This window comes from Methanobrevibacter wolinii SH (assembly GCF_000621965.1).
Lineage (GTDB): Archaea > Methanobacteriota > Methanobacteria > Methanobacteriales > Methanobacteriaceae > Methanarmilla > Methanarmilla wolinii.
Genome location: NZ_JHWX01000007.1, coordinates 43,975 through 61,590 on the forward strand (window position 1 = coordinate 43,975; position 17,616 = coordinate 61,590).

At 24.8% G+C, this 17,616-nt stretch carries 13 protein-coding genes and 2 tRNA genes; 5 read left to right on the forward strand and 10 right to left on the reverse strand.

The genetic code is table 11. The annotated features are described in order from the left end of the window. The first annotated feature begins 555 nt into the window (after window positions 1-555). Window positions 556-2,175 carry a thermosome subunit beta gene (gene thsB, locus T523_RS00200; RefSeq protein WP_042706838.1) on the forward strand — a complete coding sequence of 540 codons (1,620 nt, stop codon included), beginning with the start codon at window positions 556-558 and terminating at the stop codon, window positions 2,173-2,175. Between the two features lie 469 nt (window positions 2,176-2,644). After that, window positions 2,645-3,325: a class I SAM-dependent methyltransferase gene (locus T523_RS00205; RefSeq protein ID WP_084486328.1), complete on the forward strand. Its 681-nt coding sequence runs from the start codon at window positions 2,645-2,647 to the stop codon at window positions 3,323-3,325. A 719-nt stretch (window positions 3,326-4,044) separates the two neighbouring features. Here the strand turns inward: T523_RS00205 and mtrH are convergent. Further along, window positions 4,045-4,986, reverse strand: coding sequence for a tetrahydromethanopterin S-methyltransferase subunit H (mtrH, locus tag T523_RS00210; protein WP_042706839.1), 942 nt, complete (start codon window positions 4,984-4,986; stop codon window positions 4,045-4,047). 967 nt (window positions 4,987-5,953) lie between these two features. On the opposite strand from mtrH, the gene T523_RS00215 reads away from it, so the two are divergent. Further along, the gene (locus T523_RS00215) at window positions 5,954-7,435 is read left to right on the forward strand and encodes a sodium-dependent transporter (protein WP_042706840.1); all 1,482 of its coding nucleotides are present in this window, start codon (window positions 5,954-5,956) and stop codon (window positions 7,433-7,435) included. A gap of 262 nt (window positions 7,436-7,697) precedes the next feature. On the opposite strand, the gene T523_RS00220 is transcribed toward T523_RS00215, so the two are convergent. Continuing rightward, a tRNA-Gly gene (locus T523_RS00220) sits at window positions 7,698-7,771 on the reverse strand. 2 nt (window positions 7,772-7,773) lie between these two features. After that, window positions 7,774-7,848 (reverse strand) — tRNA-Gly (locus T523_RS00225). A gap of 599 nt (window positions 7,849-8,447) precedes the next feature. Between T523_RS00225 and T523_RS00230 the strand changes: the two genes are divergently transcribed. Both T523_RS00230 and T523_RS00235 read left to right on the forward strand, forming a co-directional pair. Further along, complete coding sequence (locus T523_RS00230; protein ID WP_042706842.1) at window positions 8,448-8,735, forward strand: hypothetical protein; 288 nt, start codon at window positions 8,448-8,450, stop codon at window positions 8,733-8,735. A gap of 17 nt (window positions 8,736-8,752) precedes the next feature. Beyond that, a complete protein-coding gene (locus tag T523_RS00235) occupies window positions 8,753-9,016 on the forward strand; it encodes a hypothetical protein (RefSeq protein ID WP_394296268.1) in 264 nt (87 codons plus the stop codon). A gap of 1,022 nt (window positions 9,017-10,038) precedes the next feature. Here T523_RS00235 and T523_RS00240 read toward each other — a convergent pair. The 7 genes from T523_RS00240 to T523_RS00270 form a co-directional block, all read right to left on the reverse strand. Beyond that, the gene (locus tag T523_RS00240) at window positions 10,039-12,102 is read right to left on the reverse strand and encodes a coiled-coil domain-containing protein (protein ID WP_042706844.1); all 2,064 of its coding nucleotides are present in this window, start codon (window positions 12,100-12,102) and stop codon (window positions 10,039-10,041) included. A gap of 304 nt (window positions 12,103-12,406) precedes the next feature. After that, window positions 12,407-13,456 (reverse strand): aspartate-semialdehyde dehydrogenase, encoded by a 1,050-nt coding sequence (asd, locus tag T523_RS00245; RefSeq protein WP_042706845.1) that lies wholly within the window; start codon window positions 13,454-13,456, stop codon window positions 12,407-12,409. Window positions 13,457-13,495: 39 nt separating this feature from the next. Further along, window positions 13,496-14,317: a 4-hydroxy-tetrahydrodipicolinate reductase gene (gene dapB / locus T523_RS00250; protein WP_042706846.1), complete on the reverse strand. Its 822-nt coding sequence runs from the start codon at window positions 14,315-14,317 to the stop codon at window positions 13,496-13,498. An 83-nt stretch (window positions 14,318-14,400) separates the two neighbouring features. Continuing rightward, the gene (gene dapA / locus T523_RS00255; RefSeq protein ID WP_084486329.1) at window positions 14,401-15,294 is read right to left on the reverse strand and encodes a 4-hydroxy-tetrahydrodipicolinate synthase; all 894 of its coding nucleotides are present in this window, start codon (window positions 15,292-15,294) and stop codon (window positions 14,401-14,403) included. Continuing rightward, window positions 15,291-16,514 (reverse strand): aspartate kinase, encoded by a 1,224-nt coding sequence (locus tag T523_RS00260; protein ID WP_042706848.1) that lies wholly within the window; start codon window positions 16,512-16,514, stop codon window positions 15,291-15,293. Before T523_RS00260 ends, dapA begins: the two co-directional genes overlap by 4 nt. Before the next feature lie 517 nt (window positions 16,515-17,031). Further along, window positions 17,032-17,226 carry a 30S ribosomal protein S17e gene (locus T523_RS00265; protein ID WP_042706849.1) on the reverse strand — a complete coding sequence of 65 codons (195 nt, stop codon included), beginning with the start codon at window positions 17,224-17,226 and terminating at the stop codon, window positions 17,032-17,034. Window positions 17,227-17,263: 37 nt separating this feature from the next. Continuing rightward, complete coding sequence (locus T523_RS00270) at window positions 17,264-17,593, reverse strand: chorismate mutase (protein ID WP_052334567.1); 330 nt, start codon at window positions 17,591-17,593, stop codon at window positions 17,264-17,266. Window positions 17,594-17,616: the final 23 nt, after the last annotated feature.

Below are 17,616 nucleotides of genomic sequence, written 5' to 3' on the forward strand. Positions count from 1 at the left end.
ATCAATTTTAAGAAAATTTATTTATAAAAATTTTAAAAATTTCAACAAGCAAAAAATATTAATAAATTAATAAAAAATATTTTCAAAATAATTTATATTATAATATATTATTATAATAAAGAAAGATAATAATTATTTATACAAAAATAAAATATTAATATACTATATTAAAATACTATTTTTCTAAAATTAATTATAGAACATTATAAAGTAAAATAAAATATATTAAGTATTAATATTTAAAAAAAATAAATTTTAATAATCTAATAAAAAATTAAAATAATTAATTAAATAAAATTAAAAAAAGTATAATTTATTTAATTTAGTTACTAAAATATACTTTTAATCGTAAAGTATTTATATAACCTCAAACCCACTTTATAATGTAGATGTTTACTTAATAAAATTTAAAAATTTTATAAAAATATAATTAAAGTATTTTCTATAAGTCTAGAAAAAGCATAAAATACTTTAAAAACATCCTAATTATCTAAATAAAAAAAATAACTATTTAGATTATGATTATTAAATCATTATAAATATTGAGGTGAAATGATGGCACAACAACAACCAATTTTTGTCTTACCTGAAGGAACTCAAAGGTTATTAGGTAGAGATGCACAAAGAACAAATATTTTAGCAGGAAAAGTACTTGCTGAAACTGTAAGAACTACTTTAGGTCCAAAAGGTATGGACAAAATGTTAGTAGATAATCTTGGAGATATTGTAGTAACTAACGATGGAGTTACTATTTTAAAAGAAATGGATATTGAACATCCTGCAGCAAAAATGCTTGTAGAAGTAGCAAAAACACAAGAAGATGAAGTAGGAGACGGAACTACTACTGCTGTTATTATTGCAGGAGAATTATTAAAACAATCTGAAGATTTACTTGACATGGATATTCACCCAACTATTATTGCAATGGGTTACAGACAAGCTGCTGAAAAAGCTCAAGAAATTTTAGATGAAATTGCAATTAGTGATATTGACACTGAAATGTTAGAAAAAGTAGCTATGACTGCTATGACTGGAAAAGGAACTGAAAAAGCTCGTGAACCTCTTGCAGAAATTGTTGTTAAAGCTGTAGAACAAGTTGCTGACAATGGTGAAGTAGACACTGATCATATTAAAATTGAGAAAAAAGAAGGAGCAGTTGTTGAAGATACCAAATTAGTACAAGGTGTAATCATTGATAAAGAAAGAGTACACCAAGGTATGCCTTCTGAAATTAAAGATGCAAAAATTGCAATCTTAAACTCTGCACTTGAAGTAAAAGAAACTGAAGTAGATGCAGAAATCAGAATTACTGATCCTAACCAAATGCAAGCATTTATTGAACAAGAAGAACAAATGCTCAAAGACATGGTTTCAAAAATTTCCGATGCTGGAGCAAATGTTTTATTCTGTCAAAAAGGTATTGATGATTTAGCTCAACATTACTTAGCTAAAGAAGGAATTTTAGCTGTAAGAAGAGTTAAAAAATCAGATATTGAAAAATTATCCAAAGCTACTGGTGCAACTATTGTAAGTAATGTAGAAGATTTAACTTCTGATGATTTAGGTAATGCTGGATCTGTAACAGAGAAAAAAGTTTCTGGAGAAAATATGATTTTCGTAGAAAATTGTAGTGAACCTAAAGCAGTAACTATCCTTGTAAGAGGTAGTACTAAACATGTTGCAGATGAAATCAAAAGAGCAATTGAAGATGCTATTGGTGTAGTAGCTGCTACTGTTGAAGATGGTCAAGTTGTTGCTGGTGGAGGAGCTCCAGAAGTAGCAATCGCAAAAAGATTAAAAGATTATGCAGAATCTATTAGTGGAAGAGAACAATTAGCTGTAAATGCATTTGCAGAAAGTTTAGAAGTTGTTCCTAAAACATTAGCTGAAAATGCAGGTATTGACAGTATTGACTCATTAGTAGATTTAAGAGCTGCTCATGAAAAATCAACCACTATGGGATTAAATGTATTCAATGGTGAAGTTACTGATATGAAAGAAGCTGGAGTAATTGAACCAAAACGTGTTAAAAAACAAGCAATTCAATCTGCTTCTGAAGCAGCTGAAATGATTTTAAGAATTGATGATGTCATCTCCTCAAGTGGATCTGGTGACGATGCTGCTGCAGCAGCTGCTGCTCAACAACAAATGGGCGGAATGCCAGGAATGATGTAGTCACAATGTGACAAATCATAGAGATAGATTTAATCTATCTCTAATCTTTTTATTAAAACTATTTTTCAACTTTAAATCATACTGCTTTTTTTACTTAAATTAATCTTATTATAGAACTAACTAAAATCTTATTATAATTATTATAATAGTTAAATAAATAATAGCAAGCAATAAAAAAAATATTATAATAATCTAAAAAAAGATTTAAAATTATAATAAAAAAATAATTTTAAAATTTACTAAAACACGAAAAACAATAAGATTCTGTTTTTTTAAAAAAAATAATTCTTAAATTTTTTATTAACTATTTTTATTTAAATTAAATAATTTATATAAATAATCTAAAAAATATAAATATATAATTAAGATTTATACATTAAAAACAAATTTAATAAAAAAATAACTTAAATTTAAATTATTTAAAAAAATTAAAAAATTTATAAAAAGTTTATACAAAGAAGGTTATATTATGGTTAATAAAGAAAAACCAATGAGCGAAGAAGAAATCAAAAGAATAAAAGAAAATGAAAGTGATGAATTACTTATTAACTGCCGTAAACCAGAAGGTGAACTTGGAGAACAAATGATTAAAAGAATGAACAAATCACATGAAAGTCTTGCAAGATGGGGAGTAAGTCACCTTAATATATGTGAAGATGATGATATTTTAGATATTGGATGTGGTGGTGGAGTTAATGTTAAAAGATTTTCAGAAATGACTAAAGGAAAAGTATATGGTATAGATTACTCTCCAAAAAGTGTTGAAGAATCTAAAAAATATAATAAAGAAAATATTGATAATGGTCAAGTTGAAATATATGAAGGATCTGTATCAGAACTTCCATTTGAAGATAATAGTTTAGATATTGTTACTGGTTTTGAAACTATTTATTTCTGGCCAGATTTAAAAAATGATTTTAAAGAAATTTATCGTGTTCTTAAAGAAGATGGTGCTATATTTATTTGTAATGAAGAATCAAAAGATGAAAATCTTGAAGAAAGAATGGGTGAAAGAATTAAACTTCTTGGAATGACTGTTTTATCTGAAGATGAATTAGGTCACTTATTATATGATGCAGGATTTAGAAATGTTACAACTTTTACTAAAAAAGACACCCATTGGTTATGTGCTGTAGCTAGAAAAATATAAAAACTAATCTAAAATTGATATCTTTAGAATTAATTAAAAAACGATTAATTATATTAATTTTAAAAACTTAAAATTAATTATATTAATCATATTTTTAAAATATTTAAATTAAAAAATAATAATAAAAAACTATTTTTATAAAATTAAAAATAATATTAAAAGCTTTTAAAAATATAAAATTTATCTTTCTAAATAAACTAATTAAATAAGCTTAAATAATAAAAAGATTATTAAAAATACTATTTTTTATATAATATAACAATATTTACAATTAAAAATTAAATTTAAGAAAAATTTTCTAAAAGTTAAGAATCTTAATAATATAAAAATAAATTTTTTAGTAAATAAAAATATAAATAAACATTCTTTTATAGAAAAAACCAAAAACAATAAAAAAAATAACACTTCTCTAGAAAAAAAACCAAAAAACAGCAAAAAAAATAAACACACTTTTTAGAAAAAACAATAAAAAAAATAACACTTCTCTAGAAAAAAAACCAAAAAACAGCAAAAATTATAAACTTTTTTTAAAGATTAAAAATAGTAGTGAAATTAAACTGTTAACTATTAAGTGTTTATGATTGGATTAACAATTTAACACTACTATTTTAGTTTAGGTTTGATAGTTAAGAAAATAAATATTAATTACAAAAATGTGTGGAGAATATAACTAATATTTATCTACTTAAATCGTTTTTAATTTATTAAAAATTAAAAACTTATAATAAATTATTAATAGGATGATTTTCAACAGGTTCAGTACCTAATTCTTTAGCTGCTTCTGCAATAAACATATCGGTTTGAGCAATTGCTGGGAAACAGTAAGTTGAGTTTTCAATAGGTCCAAAGAGAACGAAGTCTCCACCAACCATAACTTGAAGAATATTAGCTCCAATATCACAAACTGTGAAAATAGTTTTATTACCAGTTTCTTTTTTGTGATCTCTTAACCAATCCCATGCAGATGGAATATTATGAATTCCAGAACCTACAGGGTAACCCCATTTAGCTTTTTCTGCAAATGAAGTTCTTCCTGCGATTCCTCCACCTTGACCAAGAGGGGTTACAGCAGTATCCATCATAAATTTAGTAATACCACAATCTTCAGCAACTTCAAGTAAACCTTTTTCATAAGCACCATCGTCACCATTTTCCCACATAGCCATTTTACCCATTACAGTAGAATTCATTGGGTTGAATCCTAATATAATAGATGAATCAATTTTAGATTCTTTAAGAGCATCTAATTCATCTTGATTTGCTGACATATTAATAGAGTTATATATTGCTCTATCAGTTAAACCAACTTCATCAACATATTTAGCTCCAGCGATTCTAGCATCTGCTGATGTAGAATCTATAAGGAAAGGAACATCACAAATATCTCCAACAAATTCTAAATATTTTGTAATTGCTTCTTCAGTTTGACCAAAAACTTGTGCCATACAAGGGTTTCCAGTTGTGTCTGAAATTTCAATCATATCTAAAAGTAATTGTTCTGCACGATCTTTATCAAAATCACCAGTCAATTCATCATTGACAATGTTATGGCCACCATAAAAAATAGTACCACATAAAACAGTAGGGTATTCTCCAGGTTGACCTCCCATTTTTACGCCAGCAAAATCAAATACTGTCTGTTCTTTATCAAATTTAAACATAGTTTATCCTCTAATAATTTAAATAATCTCAGAAATATTAATGAATCTTAAGTTAAAAAACATCAAAACATTTAATAAGATAAAATAATGAATCTTAAGTTAAAAAACATCAAAACATTTAATAAGATACTTCTAATGGCATTAATAATATATTTATAAAGGTAATTTTATTAAAAAATTATAATTTTATTAAGAATATTAAGATTTTAAAAAACTATATTAAAATTAATAAAATTAAATTGAATAAAATTAAAATATACTTTAAAAATATTGTTCAATACCTAATAGTTTGAAAATAAATTAAAAGAAATAAACAATAAGCAAAATAAGTATAATTTTTATTCAACCATGTATACCATTAATTAATTCAAAATATTAATGAGATAAAAGTTATTTTAAATTTAATAGTATATAAACTTATTTATTAAAAGATAAATAAGTTCCCATTAGTTTTAAAATCAAAAACCATTAGTTTAAATTTCTTAATAAAAAAATCGATTAGAGAAATACATTTCAAAGAATAAAATAAAATGTAGATAAATGGAAATATTTTGAATAAATAAAAAAGATTGAAGACATGATATAAAGAAAAAAATTTTAGATAAACAATAATAAATAAGCAAAAATAAAAAAATTAAATTTAAAATAAAGGAATAATAACAATGTTAAAATTCTTAGTTTAAGATATAATTCAATCTAATTAGATATAAAAACTTAAAATTTAGATAAATGATTTTTCAACAAATTCAAAATATTAAAAATTTAAAAGAAAAAATAATCAATAGTATATAAATCCATTGTTTAATTTAATAAGATAGGCAAATCTAATTACTAAAAAAAAATTAAAAACAAAAAAATACATTAAAATCTAAAGAAAATAAAATAAGTATAAAAATTATAAATAACAAAAGTTCTATAGTATAAAAAAATTATAAGGATATTATTTTTAATATTCTTAGGTGAAAATATGGAAAAGGAAGAAGAAAATAATAATCAATGGAAGAGCACTTTAAGCTTTCTCATGGCCATGATAGGATCCGCTATAGGTCTTGGAAATATATGGAGATATCCATATGTTGTATACAGTAATGGGGGTGGAGCGTTTTTACTTCCATATCTTATTTCAATTATATTTATGGCATTACCTTACCTATATTTAGAATATGGAGTAGGTTATGAATTTAAATCTGCTGTTCCAGAAATGTTTAAAAAGGTAAAAGGTAAACTAGAAGTAATAGGATGGTTTATATGTTTTACTTCATTTTTAATCCTAACATATTATGTAGTAGTTATTGGATGGGACTTAATCTACTTATTACTTAGTTTTACTAAAGGATGGGGAACAAACCCTAATGCATTTTATACAGCCGGAGTTTTGCATAGTACAACATCACTAGCAGGAATTACAAGCATTGTCTGGCCAATAGCAATAAGTCTAGTAGTAATTTGGTTTATAATATGGTATATTTCACATCAAAACCTTAACAATGGTATTGGAAAATACAGTCAGATACTAATTCCCTCATTAATAATAATGATGGCAATTGTAGTATTTTATGGACTCAGCTTACCTGGTGCAAGCATTGGATACAGTGCATTATTTACTCCAAACTGGAGTGCATTAACAAACCCAAAAATCTGGCTTGCAGCTGCAGGACAAATTCTATTCTCGTTAAGTTTAGGATGGGGAGTTGCATCAACATATACAAGTTATCTTCCAGAAGATACAAACCTCATTAAAAATGGTATAATAGTAACCATTGCAAACTGTGGATTTGAACTCTTTGCGGCGATAGGAATATTCTCAATCCTTGGATTCATGTCACTAAACCAAGGACAAGCACTTAACAACTTAGTAACACAAGGGTCAGGACTTATATTTGTAGCACTTCCAACAATATTCAATGTAATGGGAAACTTTGCATATATCTTAGGACCGATATTCTTTTTATGTGTATTCTTTGCTGGAATTACAACAACAATATCATTACTTGAACCAATTTCATATGGTATAAGCAATAAATTTGGTATAAAAAGAGAAAAAATAGTAACTATCCTTTGTATTATAGGATTTGCAATATCTATAATATATGCAACTAGAACAGGAAGTTATTTATTAACAATAACTGATTCATTCCTTAACGAATTTGCAGTGTTATTTGGAATAATACTTGAATGTTTAACCTTTGGATGGTTATATAATACTAATAAAATATTAGCTATCATAAATAAAAACTATTCAAAATATAATTTAGGTATATGGTGGACATACCTCATTAAATATTTAATCCCATTAATATTCATATGTCTATGGGCAGATGGAGTATATGGATTAATTACAAGTAATAATTTCATATCCGCACTAGTTGAAGGATTATTAGCAATTGTACTTATAGTATGTCCAATAATTGTTACTATACTTCCAGAGAAAAAAACAAATATGCAATAATAATTGCATATTTTTAAAACATTTTTTACTATTTTTACAAAAGACTAATTCTAAACTTTAATTAAAAAAAACTAATTTTAAATATACGATCTTAGATCAATGCAAAATTATTTATTAAAAATTAATAATCTAAAATACCTCATTTCTAAAAAAAAGACCATATGTAAAAATCTAGAAAACTCAAAAAATCTAAAAACAAATAAAAAACAAAAAACGTATAAAACAAGAAAAAATAAAAAATAAATAAATAGATAAAAAGATATGCAACCGCCGGGATTCGAACCCGGGTTTTTGGCTTGGAAGGCCAAAGTAATAACCAGACTATACCACGGATGCAATGCGGCGTCCGGGATTTGAACCCGGGTCTCTAACGTGGCAGGCTAGAGTCTTAAACCAGGCTGGACTAACACCGCATAATCAATTGTATGATTTCATACAACATTATAATATTATATTTACTAATATATAAACTTTTCTATTTTTTATAGGAAAATCAAATGAAAAAATATATAAATAATAAAATAGATTTGTTTAACAAAATATTCAAAAGTATATGAAAATGTATAGATTATGTTAAAATAAATAAAAAAGATTAATATTAAATTTAAATTTCTTAAATCCTTTAAAATTTTAAAAATAAAAAACATAGTCCATAAACATAGTAATAAAACAATTAAAGCTTATTAATTTTTTAAAATAAAATTAAATTAAGATTATAAACAATATACCTTATTTTACAACAACATTTAAATATAATAAAATTATATATTTTAGTTGTAAATATAAAATATTTATTTACTTTTTAGTTATATCATTATATGATTATTAATCTTTTAAAGATTAAATTAAAGAATAAAATGGAATAAATATTAATCTGGTGATTTATAAAAGGTTCAATTCCTTTTTAATATTATTTACTCTAGAATTTAGAGTAATACAAAAATAATAAGAATATATTAATAATATTATTTTTATCTAAAAATAATTATAATATATAGGATGATGAGTAAAAATGTTTGATTTAAGTGCATATATACCATTCCTCGGATTATTAATCTTTGGAAACATTGAAAACTTAATTCTAGCATCTCAAGGTGTAGTTGCTGGTGCAAATGTTAAAAAACTTAGTATAATAAGTATAATCGCAGTTATTATATGGTTATTAATAGGTACTCTTGCTACTGCTGCTGCTATTAAATATGCAGATGCAATTGATTTCATAGGTGGTTTAGCAATCTTCATTTTAGGTTTACAATCTATGCTTCAAGCAACACATGTAATTGGAGATAAAAAAGAATAGGAGTGTTAAGAATGTCAATGAAAGAAATTACCCCATTTTTAGGTTTAATAATCTTTGGAAACATTGAAAACTTAGTACTAGCTTCTCAAGGAGTTACTGCAGGAGTTAATCCAATTATTTTAGGTGGATTAAGTTTAATTTTTGTAATTATATGGTTACTCATTGGAACCTATGGTACTGCTGCTGCTATTAAACATGCAGATGCAATTGAATTTATTGGTGGTTTAGCAATATTTATTTTAGGTATTCAATCAATGTTAGGCGCATTTCACATAATTTAGATTTATTATGACTTAACTAATTAAAATTTATGAAATTACTTATTATTATTTTAAGAAAAAATGTAATTTTTCAATAAACAACGTAAAGTTATTTATTCTTTTTAATAAATTTTATAATAGAATATTAAATTTAAGATAATATCTTAAATTAATAACTATTTATAATTAAAACTATTTTTAAAAAAAAATTATATTAATTGAAACTCCTTTTAACTAATTCTACAAATAATTTTAAAAAATATTTAATATTCCACAATTTTAATAATAACTGAATTTAATTAAAATATTATTATTGGAATTAAATAACTATAAAATTTTATGATAAATTCCCAATTAAGATCAAATATTTATTAAAAAAATTAAAATTCATAACCTAAAATCTTGTTTTAAAATCAAAAGAAGTTTATTCTAAAACTAAAAACCAAATGAACGAATTTTCAAAAAAAAAATAAGAGAAAATTAAAACTAAAAATAAATACATTTTAAACATGCATCCAAGAATAAAATTTTAAAAAATATTGAAAAAAGATATAAGCATATACAGTACATTATCCATGATACTAAAAAATAATAAATTAATTAATTTAATTAAAAGTATAAGTAAAATAATAATAATTATTAATATAAACTATAAAAAAATTAATAGATAAAATAAAAATTAAAAATTAAAAACATTATCCCTATACAAACTAAAAATTAATAAAAAACAATTCAAAGATGAAATATAAAATCCAATATTAAAAAAATATTTAAAATAATCCCTATAAAAAAAACTTAAATAAAATAAAAAAATAATTCATTAAAGTTATTTAAATTTAAGATGTGAATCATTTCAATTTAAAAAATAAAAAGAATTTAAAAAATAAAATTTTAAATAAAATATTTTTAAACAGAACCTGAATAAAAAAATAGAAAAAACCTAGAAAAAATAAAAAAAACCACAAAAAAACTTAAATTAACAAAAAACAGATTTTTTAAAAATAATTGAAAAAATTATAAAAAAATAAAAATAAGGAATATCCCTAAGATTCATCAGTAGTAATATCCTCTGCTATTTTAGTATATACTAATTTATCACCATCTTCATGAGATTCCATATATCCTTTTCTAATTAATTTTTTCAATATATTTTCAATACTTTTAAGTGAAATTTTATCAAAAGCTACTCTTTTAATATATTTATGAATCTCTTCAGCAGTAGATGGTTCATCAGGTATTAAATTAAATACTTGTGATTGGAAAGAAGTTAAATCATTTTTAGGAGGAATAATTAACTTATGATATAAAGTTTCAATTTCTTTAAGTCTTTCAATATCATTATCTTTAGATTGAATTTCCTCTTTAAGAACCTCATTTTCTTTAATTAAATCTTCGTCATTACCTGATTCAATATCTTTAACTTTATTTTGAAGTTTTTCAACATCTTTACTATCAGCATTATTTTTAGCTTCAAGTTCAGTAAATAAATCTTTAATTTTTTCAAGACGATCAATTTTTTGATCTTTAAGAGAATTTTCTTTCACTAATTTATCATACTCAGATTTATTTACAGTATTTTTATTTAGTTTTTCAATTGTACTGTTTCTTTCAGATAATACTCTTTTAACTTGATTGAGTTCATTTTGAACTTTGTTAAAATCATCCTTATTAATTGTATTATTTTTAACAGATGCAATTTCATTATCTTTATTTAAAACTCTTTCTTTAGTAGAATCAAGTTCTAGTTTAAGTCTATCATATTCTTCTTTAGAAACTGAATTTGATTTAATATTATCTAATTCATCTTTTAAATTTTTAATTTTTTCAGAAGATAAATTTTTAATATTAGATAATTCAATTTCAATATTTGTATAATCTTCTTTAGAAACAGAAGATTCTTTTAAATGATATAACTCATTTTGAAGATTCTCATATTTTTCATGAGGTATTGCTAATTTTTTATAATTTTCAAAATCTTTTAATATTTTTTCATATTTATCTTTATCAACAGTACCATCACGAATAAGTTGTAACTCATTACCTAATTCTTCATAAGATGATTTAGGAACATAATCATTTTCTAATTCATCATATTTCTCTTGTAAAGAATTATATTCATTTTTTGAAATAGAATTCTCTTTTAAAGATTGAAGTTCAGTTTCTTTAGAATTTAAAATTGTGTTTAATGAATTAACTTCAGATTTTAAATTCATATACTCTTCAGAAGAAACCATATTATTATTTACCGTTTCTAATTCATGATTTTTAGATTCAAGTAATTCTTTAGTATGATCTAATTCATTTTGGATATTTTGAACTTTACTATTCGATTCTTTTAAACTTACAATAATCTCATCTTTAGATTTTATTAAATTATTAAGGTCATTGACTTTTTTAACTAATTCATCATAAGTGGTTTTTGGGATTGAATCTTCTTTATAATTGTTTAATTCAATTTCTTTTTCTTCTAATTTATGTTTAGTAATTGATAATTCATCTTTTAATTCAATGAAATTATCTTTTGAATCTAATTGGTTTTGGAGGTTTAAAACTTGAATTTTATATTCTTCAATATTTTTAGATAATGATTTAATTTCAGAATCTTTTTGGTTTATAATATCAGATTTTTCTTTAATTTCTTCATCAGTTAATTCTTCACCTTCTCTAAAACCATTTAAAACCTCTTCAAGAGAAGATTTAATTGAAGAAATATCATCCTCAATAGCAGTTCTAACTGATTTAATATTAGCATCAAAATCGCTTAATTTACGAATTTTTTCATCCTGATTACTAATAAGATTCTCATTATCCATGATAATCTTATTTTTAACATTTAATTCCTCAGTTTTTTCAAATAATTCAGATTTCAAATCATCAATTTTATCTTGAACATCATTTCTATAAATAGCAAAATCATTATCTTTTTTAGATAATTGTGCATTTAATTCATTGATAGTTTCATCATGTGCAATCTGAACTTTTTCACTTTCTAAGTCAAATCGTTCTTTTTCAGAAGCAGCTAAATCTGTTTTTAATCTATTTATCTCTAATAAACAAGATCTAACTAATGCTTGTAATGTTTCAGTTTCATCATTCGTAAAAGCCATTTTAATACCCAAAAAACCTTAATTAAATAAATTTTAAATTTTAATAAAAATTTAAAAAACCAATAGATAATAAAAGTTCTAATATAGTAAAATTAACATTAATTTTAAAATTTGTTCAAAAATTATAAACTAAAATTTTAAAATAATATTTTAATAAATACATAAGACACTTTTATAGAATTAACTATTATTATTATTTATTTTAATTATATTTAAAGTTAATTACAAAAAATTAAGAAAAACTAATAAAGAATAAGTGATTTAAAAAAATTTAAGAAAAAAAGAAAAAAATAAATGAATAAATTCAAAGGAATTTTTCATTAATAAGCTCAGCATTTAATACTGAAGCACCTGCTGCACCACGAATAGTATTATGGCCTACAAGAACATATTTAAAACTATTATCCATAGCATTATCTTTTCTAACACGACCAACAGTAACCGCCATACCATTATCTGCTCCTCTATCTAATCTAGGTTGAGGACGGTCAGATTCTTCTTTAACAATAACTGGATTTTTAGGTGCAGAATATAATCCTAATTCTTGAGGTAATCCTTTGAAATTAGACATTGTTTGTTTAATTTCATCAATAGGTTCTTCTTTATCAAGTTCAACAAATACTGCTTCAGTATGTCCATCTACAACACCAACCCTATGACAAGAAGCAGATAAACTAAAGTCAGCATCTTTAATTTCTTTTCCATCAAAGTTTCCTAAAAGTTTTAATGTTTCAGTTTCCATTTTTTCTTCTTCATTACCAATATATGGAATAACATTATCAACTATTGCCATTGAAGGAACACCATTATAACCTGCACCAGATATTGCTTGCATAGTAGAAACATATACTTTATTAATTTTATATGCATCATATATTGGTTTTAAAGTTAAAGTTAATGCAATTGTTGAACAATTAGGATTAGTTACAATAAAACCATTCCAACCCCTATTTTTTTGTTGCACTTCAATTAAATCTAAAGCTTCAGGATTAACTTCAGGAATAACAAGAGGTACATCTGGAACCATACGCATTGCACTAGCATTAGATGCTACAATATAATCTTGTGCAAATTGAGGTTCAACTTTAGCAGCAAAATCAGTTGGAAGTGATGAAAATAAAATTTCTACATCATTAGACATTGCTTCAGGAGTAGTCTCACTTACTACAATATCTTTAACTGATTCTGGCATAGATTCATCTAAATACCAAGTTGTTGCATCCTCATAAGTTTTACCTGCAGATCTTGAAGAAGCAGCAAGTGCTGTAATTTCAAAATCAGGATGTTTATCTAAAAGTTGGATAAACCTTTGTCCTACCATACCAGTAGCACCAAGAATACCTACATTTACCATTTAATCAACTCAAAAAATATAAATTAAATTAAAGATTATCTAATTAAATCCTAAAACATCCGCCATACCAGATACTTTACCTTTTTCAGCATTAGGTATATATCTAATAGCACGAATTACACCAGAGATGAAAACTGCTCTTTTATGTGCCATATGTTTAATTTCTAATCTTTCACCGTCACCGACATAAAGTACAGTATGATCTCCAACTATATCTCCACCACGAATAGAATGTACTCCTATTTCTTGTTTAGTTCGTTTGCCAACATGTCCTTCTCTTCCATACACTGCTACTTCTTTAGAATCTCTACCTAATGCTTCGGCAATGTTTTCAAGAGCAGTTACAGCAGTTCCAGAAGGAGCATCTTCTTTTTGATTATGGTGAGCTTCAATAATTTCAATATCATAATCACTTAAAATTGGAGTTAAATCTTTAAGAAGTTGTAAAAATACATTTACTCCAATAGAAAAATTAGAAGTAATAACTGCTTTAACATTATTATCTTTAACAGCTTTAGCATTTGCCTCCACTTGTTCTTGACTAAAACCAGTAGTTCCAACAACAATATTTACCCCACATTTAGTAGCAGTTTGAATTGTTTGTGCTGCAGCATTAGCAATAGTAAAATCCACTAAAACATCAGGTTGAGTTTCTTTTAAGGTTTTTTCAAGATTTTCAGAACCAGTAATAGGAACGCCCAATTCATCAATACCTGCTTGAATACCAATATCTTTACCTTCAAGTGGAGTATTTGGAATTTCAATAGCAGCAACTACTTCCATATCATCTTGTTCAGTAATTTTTCTAACAATACCAGAACCCATTCTACCAGCAGCTCCAGTAACAGCAACTTTAATCATGTTTAATAATCTCCTTTGTAATCTAAGTTTAATAAAAATAAATGAAAAATATATAAAAAATAAAAAGTATAAGATGAGTCTATTTAAATAAATCCCTCTTTTTTAAGAACATCATGTAAAACTTTTCTTGAATCCTCTTTAATAGGTGCAAGAGGTAATCTTAAAGGTCCTGCAGGTTTATTCATCATTTTATATGCTGCTTTAACTGGTGCTGGACTTGTTTCAATAAACAATGCATCAATTAAAGGTAACATTTGATAATGAAGATCTTTAGCAGTTTCAAAATCACCATCTAAAATAGAATCAACCATTTTAACCATCCTTACAGGATCAACATTAGCTGAAGCACTTACTACACCTTTAGCACCAATTGACATTAAAGGAAGAGTAAGACCATCATTACCAGACAAAATAGTAATATCCTCTTGAAGACCATTTTCTCTAAGTAAAGAAAATGTTTTATTAGTTTTATCAAGACTAGGATTAGCTTCTTTTATATCAGTAACATTATCTAATTTAGCAATTTCACATATTGTTTCAGAAGCCATATCAATACCTGTACGTGAAGGAACATTATAAGCAATTATAGGAATATCGGAATTATCATTAATATATTTATAATGTTCCACAAGACCATGTTGTTGTGGTTTATTGTAATATGGAGTAATAACAAGTACAAAATCTGCACCAGCATCTTCTGAAAATTTTGTTAAACCTAATGCTTCATCAGTAGAATTACTACCTGCACCAGCAATAGTAGCAACTTTACCATTTGCTTCATCAATTAAAATTTCAACTAATTTTCTATGTTCTTCATGTGTAAGAGTCGCAGATTCACCAGTAGTTCCAGCAACAAGTAAACCATCAACACCTTTTTCAATTAAAAAATCAATATTTTCTCTAAATCCTTCTTCATCAATTTGATTATCAGATGTAAAAGGAGTTAACATTGCAACAGCAGTTCCTTCAAAACTCAATTTAAAACCTCCTTAATAAGCTCAAGTGCTTTTTTACCATTTTTCCATTCAACAAATATAATAATTGCCGTCTGTGAAGATGAAATTTCTACAATATTAATATTATTTTTACGTAAAGGCCTAATAATATCTGAAATAACTCCTGGAGTCTCAACAGTAAATTCAGGACTTACTACAGTAATCATAGCAATATCTTTACCAATTGAAAGTGAACTAAGAATATCAGTATTAACAACCAACCTATGTAATAAATGATAAGCCCTATCAGAATCTTTTTTAGTTACAAATACAGTTATAGAATTTTCCCCAGCAGATATGCCATAGATATTAATATCATTTTCTGCAAGAATATTTGTAAGTTGAGCAAGCAATCCTTTAGATTCTATCATATGTTCCCCAACAACAGCGATAATAGATAATTCTTCAGGATATAATACTGCAGATTTTAATAAATTATCCTCAAAAGGGCCGATAATTTCAGTACCTTTATCAGATAAATCACCTTTTTCAAAACTAATAATTTTAGCTTTAATCATAGGATCTTTAAATTTTAATGCATTTGGATGTAAAACTTGTGCTCCATGAACAGCAATATCCCTCATTTCTTCAACTGATATTTTATCTAATTTTTCAGCTTCTGCAATTTTCCTAGGATCTGTACTCATTACACCATCTACATCAGTAACAATTACAACTTCACTAGCTTTAAGAGCATGTCCTAAGAAGAAAGCTGTAACATCACTTCCACCTCTACCAATAGTAGTAATTTCATTATTAGGACCTCTTCCTAAGAAACCACAAACAACAGGAATAACTCCTTGATCTAAAAGTTCCCTAATTTTCTTAGATTGGAATTCAGAAGCTTTAAAATTAATTTTAGCTTCTAAAGGACTATTATCAGTTATAATAGGCCATTCATCACTATATGGATCTACAAAAGTACTCTTTACACCTAATGATTCTATTGTAGATGCAAATACACGAGTGCTAGTCATTTCACCCATAGACAAAATTTGAGCCATTTGTTGAGGTGAAATTTTATCACCGATAGCACCATCTGCAACTTCAATTAAATCATCAGTAGTCTTATTAATAGCAGATACTACTACAACTACTTGATTACCTTTCATAAATTCATTAACAACAGATTGGGCAGCTTTCTTAATTCTAGCCCCATTTCCTACCGAAGTTCCTCCGAATTTTGCTACTATCAATTCCATTAAAATTCACAACCTAAAATTAAAAATTCTAAACTAAATATAAACAAAAATTAATTATTAATTAAAAAAATTATATTAAACTTAGATTTTTTAAATTGTATACATTAATAATTATTAACAAAACATATTAATAAATTTTTAGAGTATTTTATAAAATAAGAATAAAAAATCTAAAATAAAAATATAAAAAATTTTTTAATCAAAAATAGGCCTTGTTTAAATTATAATAACTAAAAATCTAAGATTTTTAAAAACATTTATTTTAAAATTAAAAATAGAAGCCAAGAATTAAACAATTAAAACTCATCATAAATGAAAGAATACATCATTTCGAATTTGAAATAGAATCTATCAATTAAACAATTTAACAAAACTAAAAAAAATAAAAAATACAAGCTAACACCTAAAAACATGAAAAATGAACCTTTTTGTTTATAGATATAAAAGTAAAATTAGATAATTATAAAATTCAGCGAAAATAATAAAAATAGTAAAAAAATAGATAAAATTAAAATACTTAAGCTTGAGCTTCTTGTAATTTAATTAATCTAGTAATGTATCCAGCGATTTTATTTCTTAAATGTTTTGTACTAACAGTAGAATATTCAGATACTAATTTTTTATTAGTTTCAAAGTCAGTAGTAAAATCGTTGTGGGTTTCAATAAGTTCTTTAGATATACGTTTTACAAAAGTAGTTCTTATATTTCCCATAATCATGCCTCCATAATTTTTAAAAAAATAAAATATATTATTCTAAATTATCTAAGATATGTTTTTGTTCACGTTTACTTAAAATAGCCAACATAGTCATGATTTGATCTAAAATATCTTTATCAATATTTTTTTCATTTGCTAACCTTTTAGCTTTCTCATGAACATTTTTTTCACGATTTGCATCGTAAATATCCATACCTAAGTAAGTTTTAGCTTTAACGATATCTTCTGCAAGAGAAGTACGTTCATAAATAACATTAATTAAATCATTATCAAGTTCATCAATCTTTTTTCTAGAATTTTCAAGGACTTGTTTAGCTTCATCTTCACTATTAAACAACTCACTAACATCAGAATTTATCATGAAAAAAAATCTCCAAAATTTGT

Excerpts from the sequence above, each read along its gene's own strand:
- dapB (WP_042706846.1), bottom strand. The coding sequence starts at position 14,317 with ATGATTAAAGTTGCTGTTACTGGAGCTGCTGGTAGAATGGGTTCTGGT.
- T523_RS00270 (WP_052334567.1), bottom strand. The coding sequence starts at position 17,593 with ATGATAAATTCTGATGTTAGTGAGTTGTTTAATAGTGAAGATGAAGCT.
- thsB (WP_042706838.1), top strand. The coding sequence starts at position 556 with ATGGCACAACAACAACCAATTTTTGTCTTACCTGAAGGAACTCAAAGG.
- T523_RS00265 (WP_042706849.1), bottom strand. The coding sequence starts at position 17,226 with ATGGGAAATATAAGAACTACTTTTGTAAAACGTATATCTAAAGAACTT.
- T523_RS00230 (WP_042706842.1), top strand. The coding sequence starts at position 8,448 with ATGTTTGATTTAAGTGCATATATACCATTCCTCGGATTATTAATCTTT.
- mtrH (WP_042706839.1), bottom strand. The coding sequence starts at position 4,986 with ATGTTTAAATTTGATAAAGAACAGACAGTATTTGATTTTGCTGGCGTA.
- T523_RS00215 (WP_042706840.1), top strand. The coding sequence starts at position 5,954 with ATGGAAAAGGAAGAAGAAAATAATAATCAATGGAAGAGCACTTTAAGC.
- T523_RS00260 (WP_042706848.1), bottom strand. The coding sequence starts at position 16,514 with ATGGAATTGATAGTAGCAAAATTCGGAGGAACTTCGGTAGGAAATGGG.
- T523_RS00235 (WP_394296268.1), top strand. The coding sequence starts at position 8,753 with ATGAAAGAAATTACCCCATTTTTAGGTTTAATAATCTTTGGAAACATT.
- T523_RS00240 (WP_042706844.1), bottom strand. The coding sequence starts at position 12,102 with ATGGCTTTTACGAATGATGAAACTGAAACATTACAAGCATTAGTTAGA.
- T523_RS00205 (WP_084486328.1), top strand. The coding sequence starts at position 2,645 with ATGGTTAATAAAGAAAAACCAATGAGCGAAGAAGAAATCAAAAGAATA.
- asd (WP_042706845.1), bottom strand. The coding sequence starts at position 13,456 with ATGGTAAATGTAGGTATTCTTGGTGCTACTGGTATGGTAGGACAAAGG.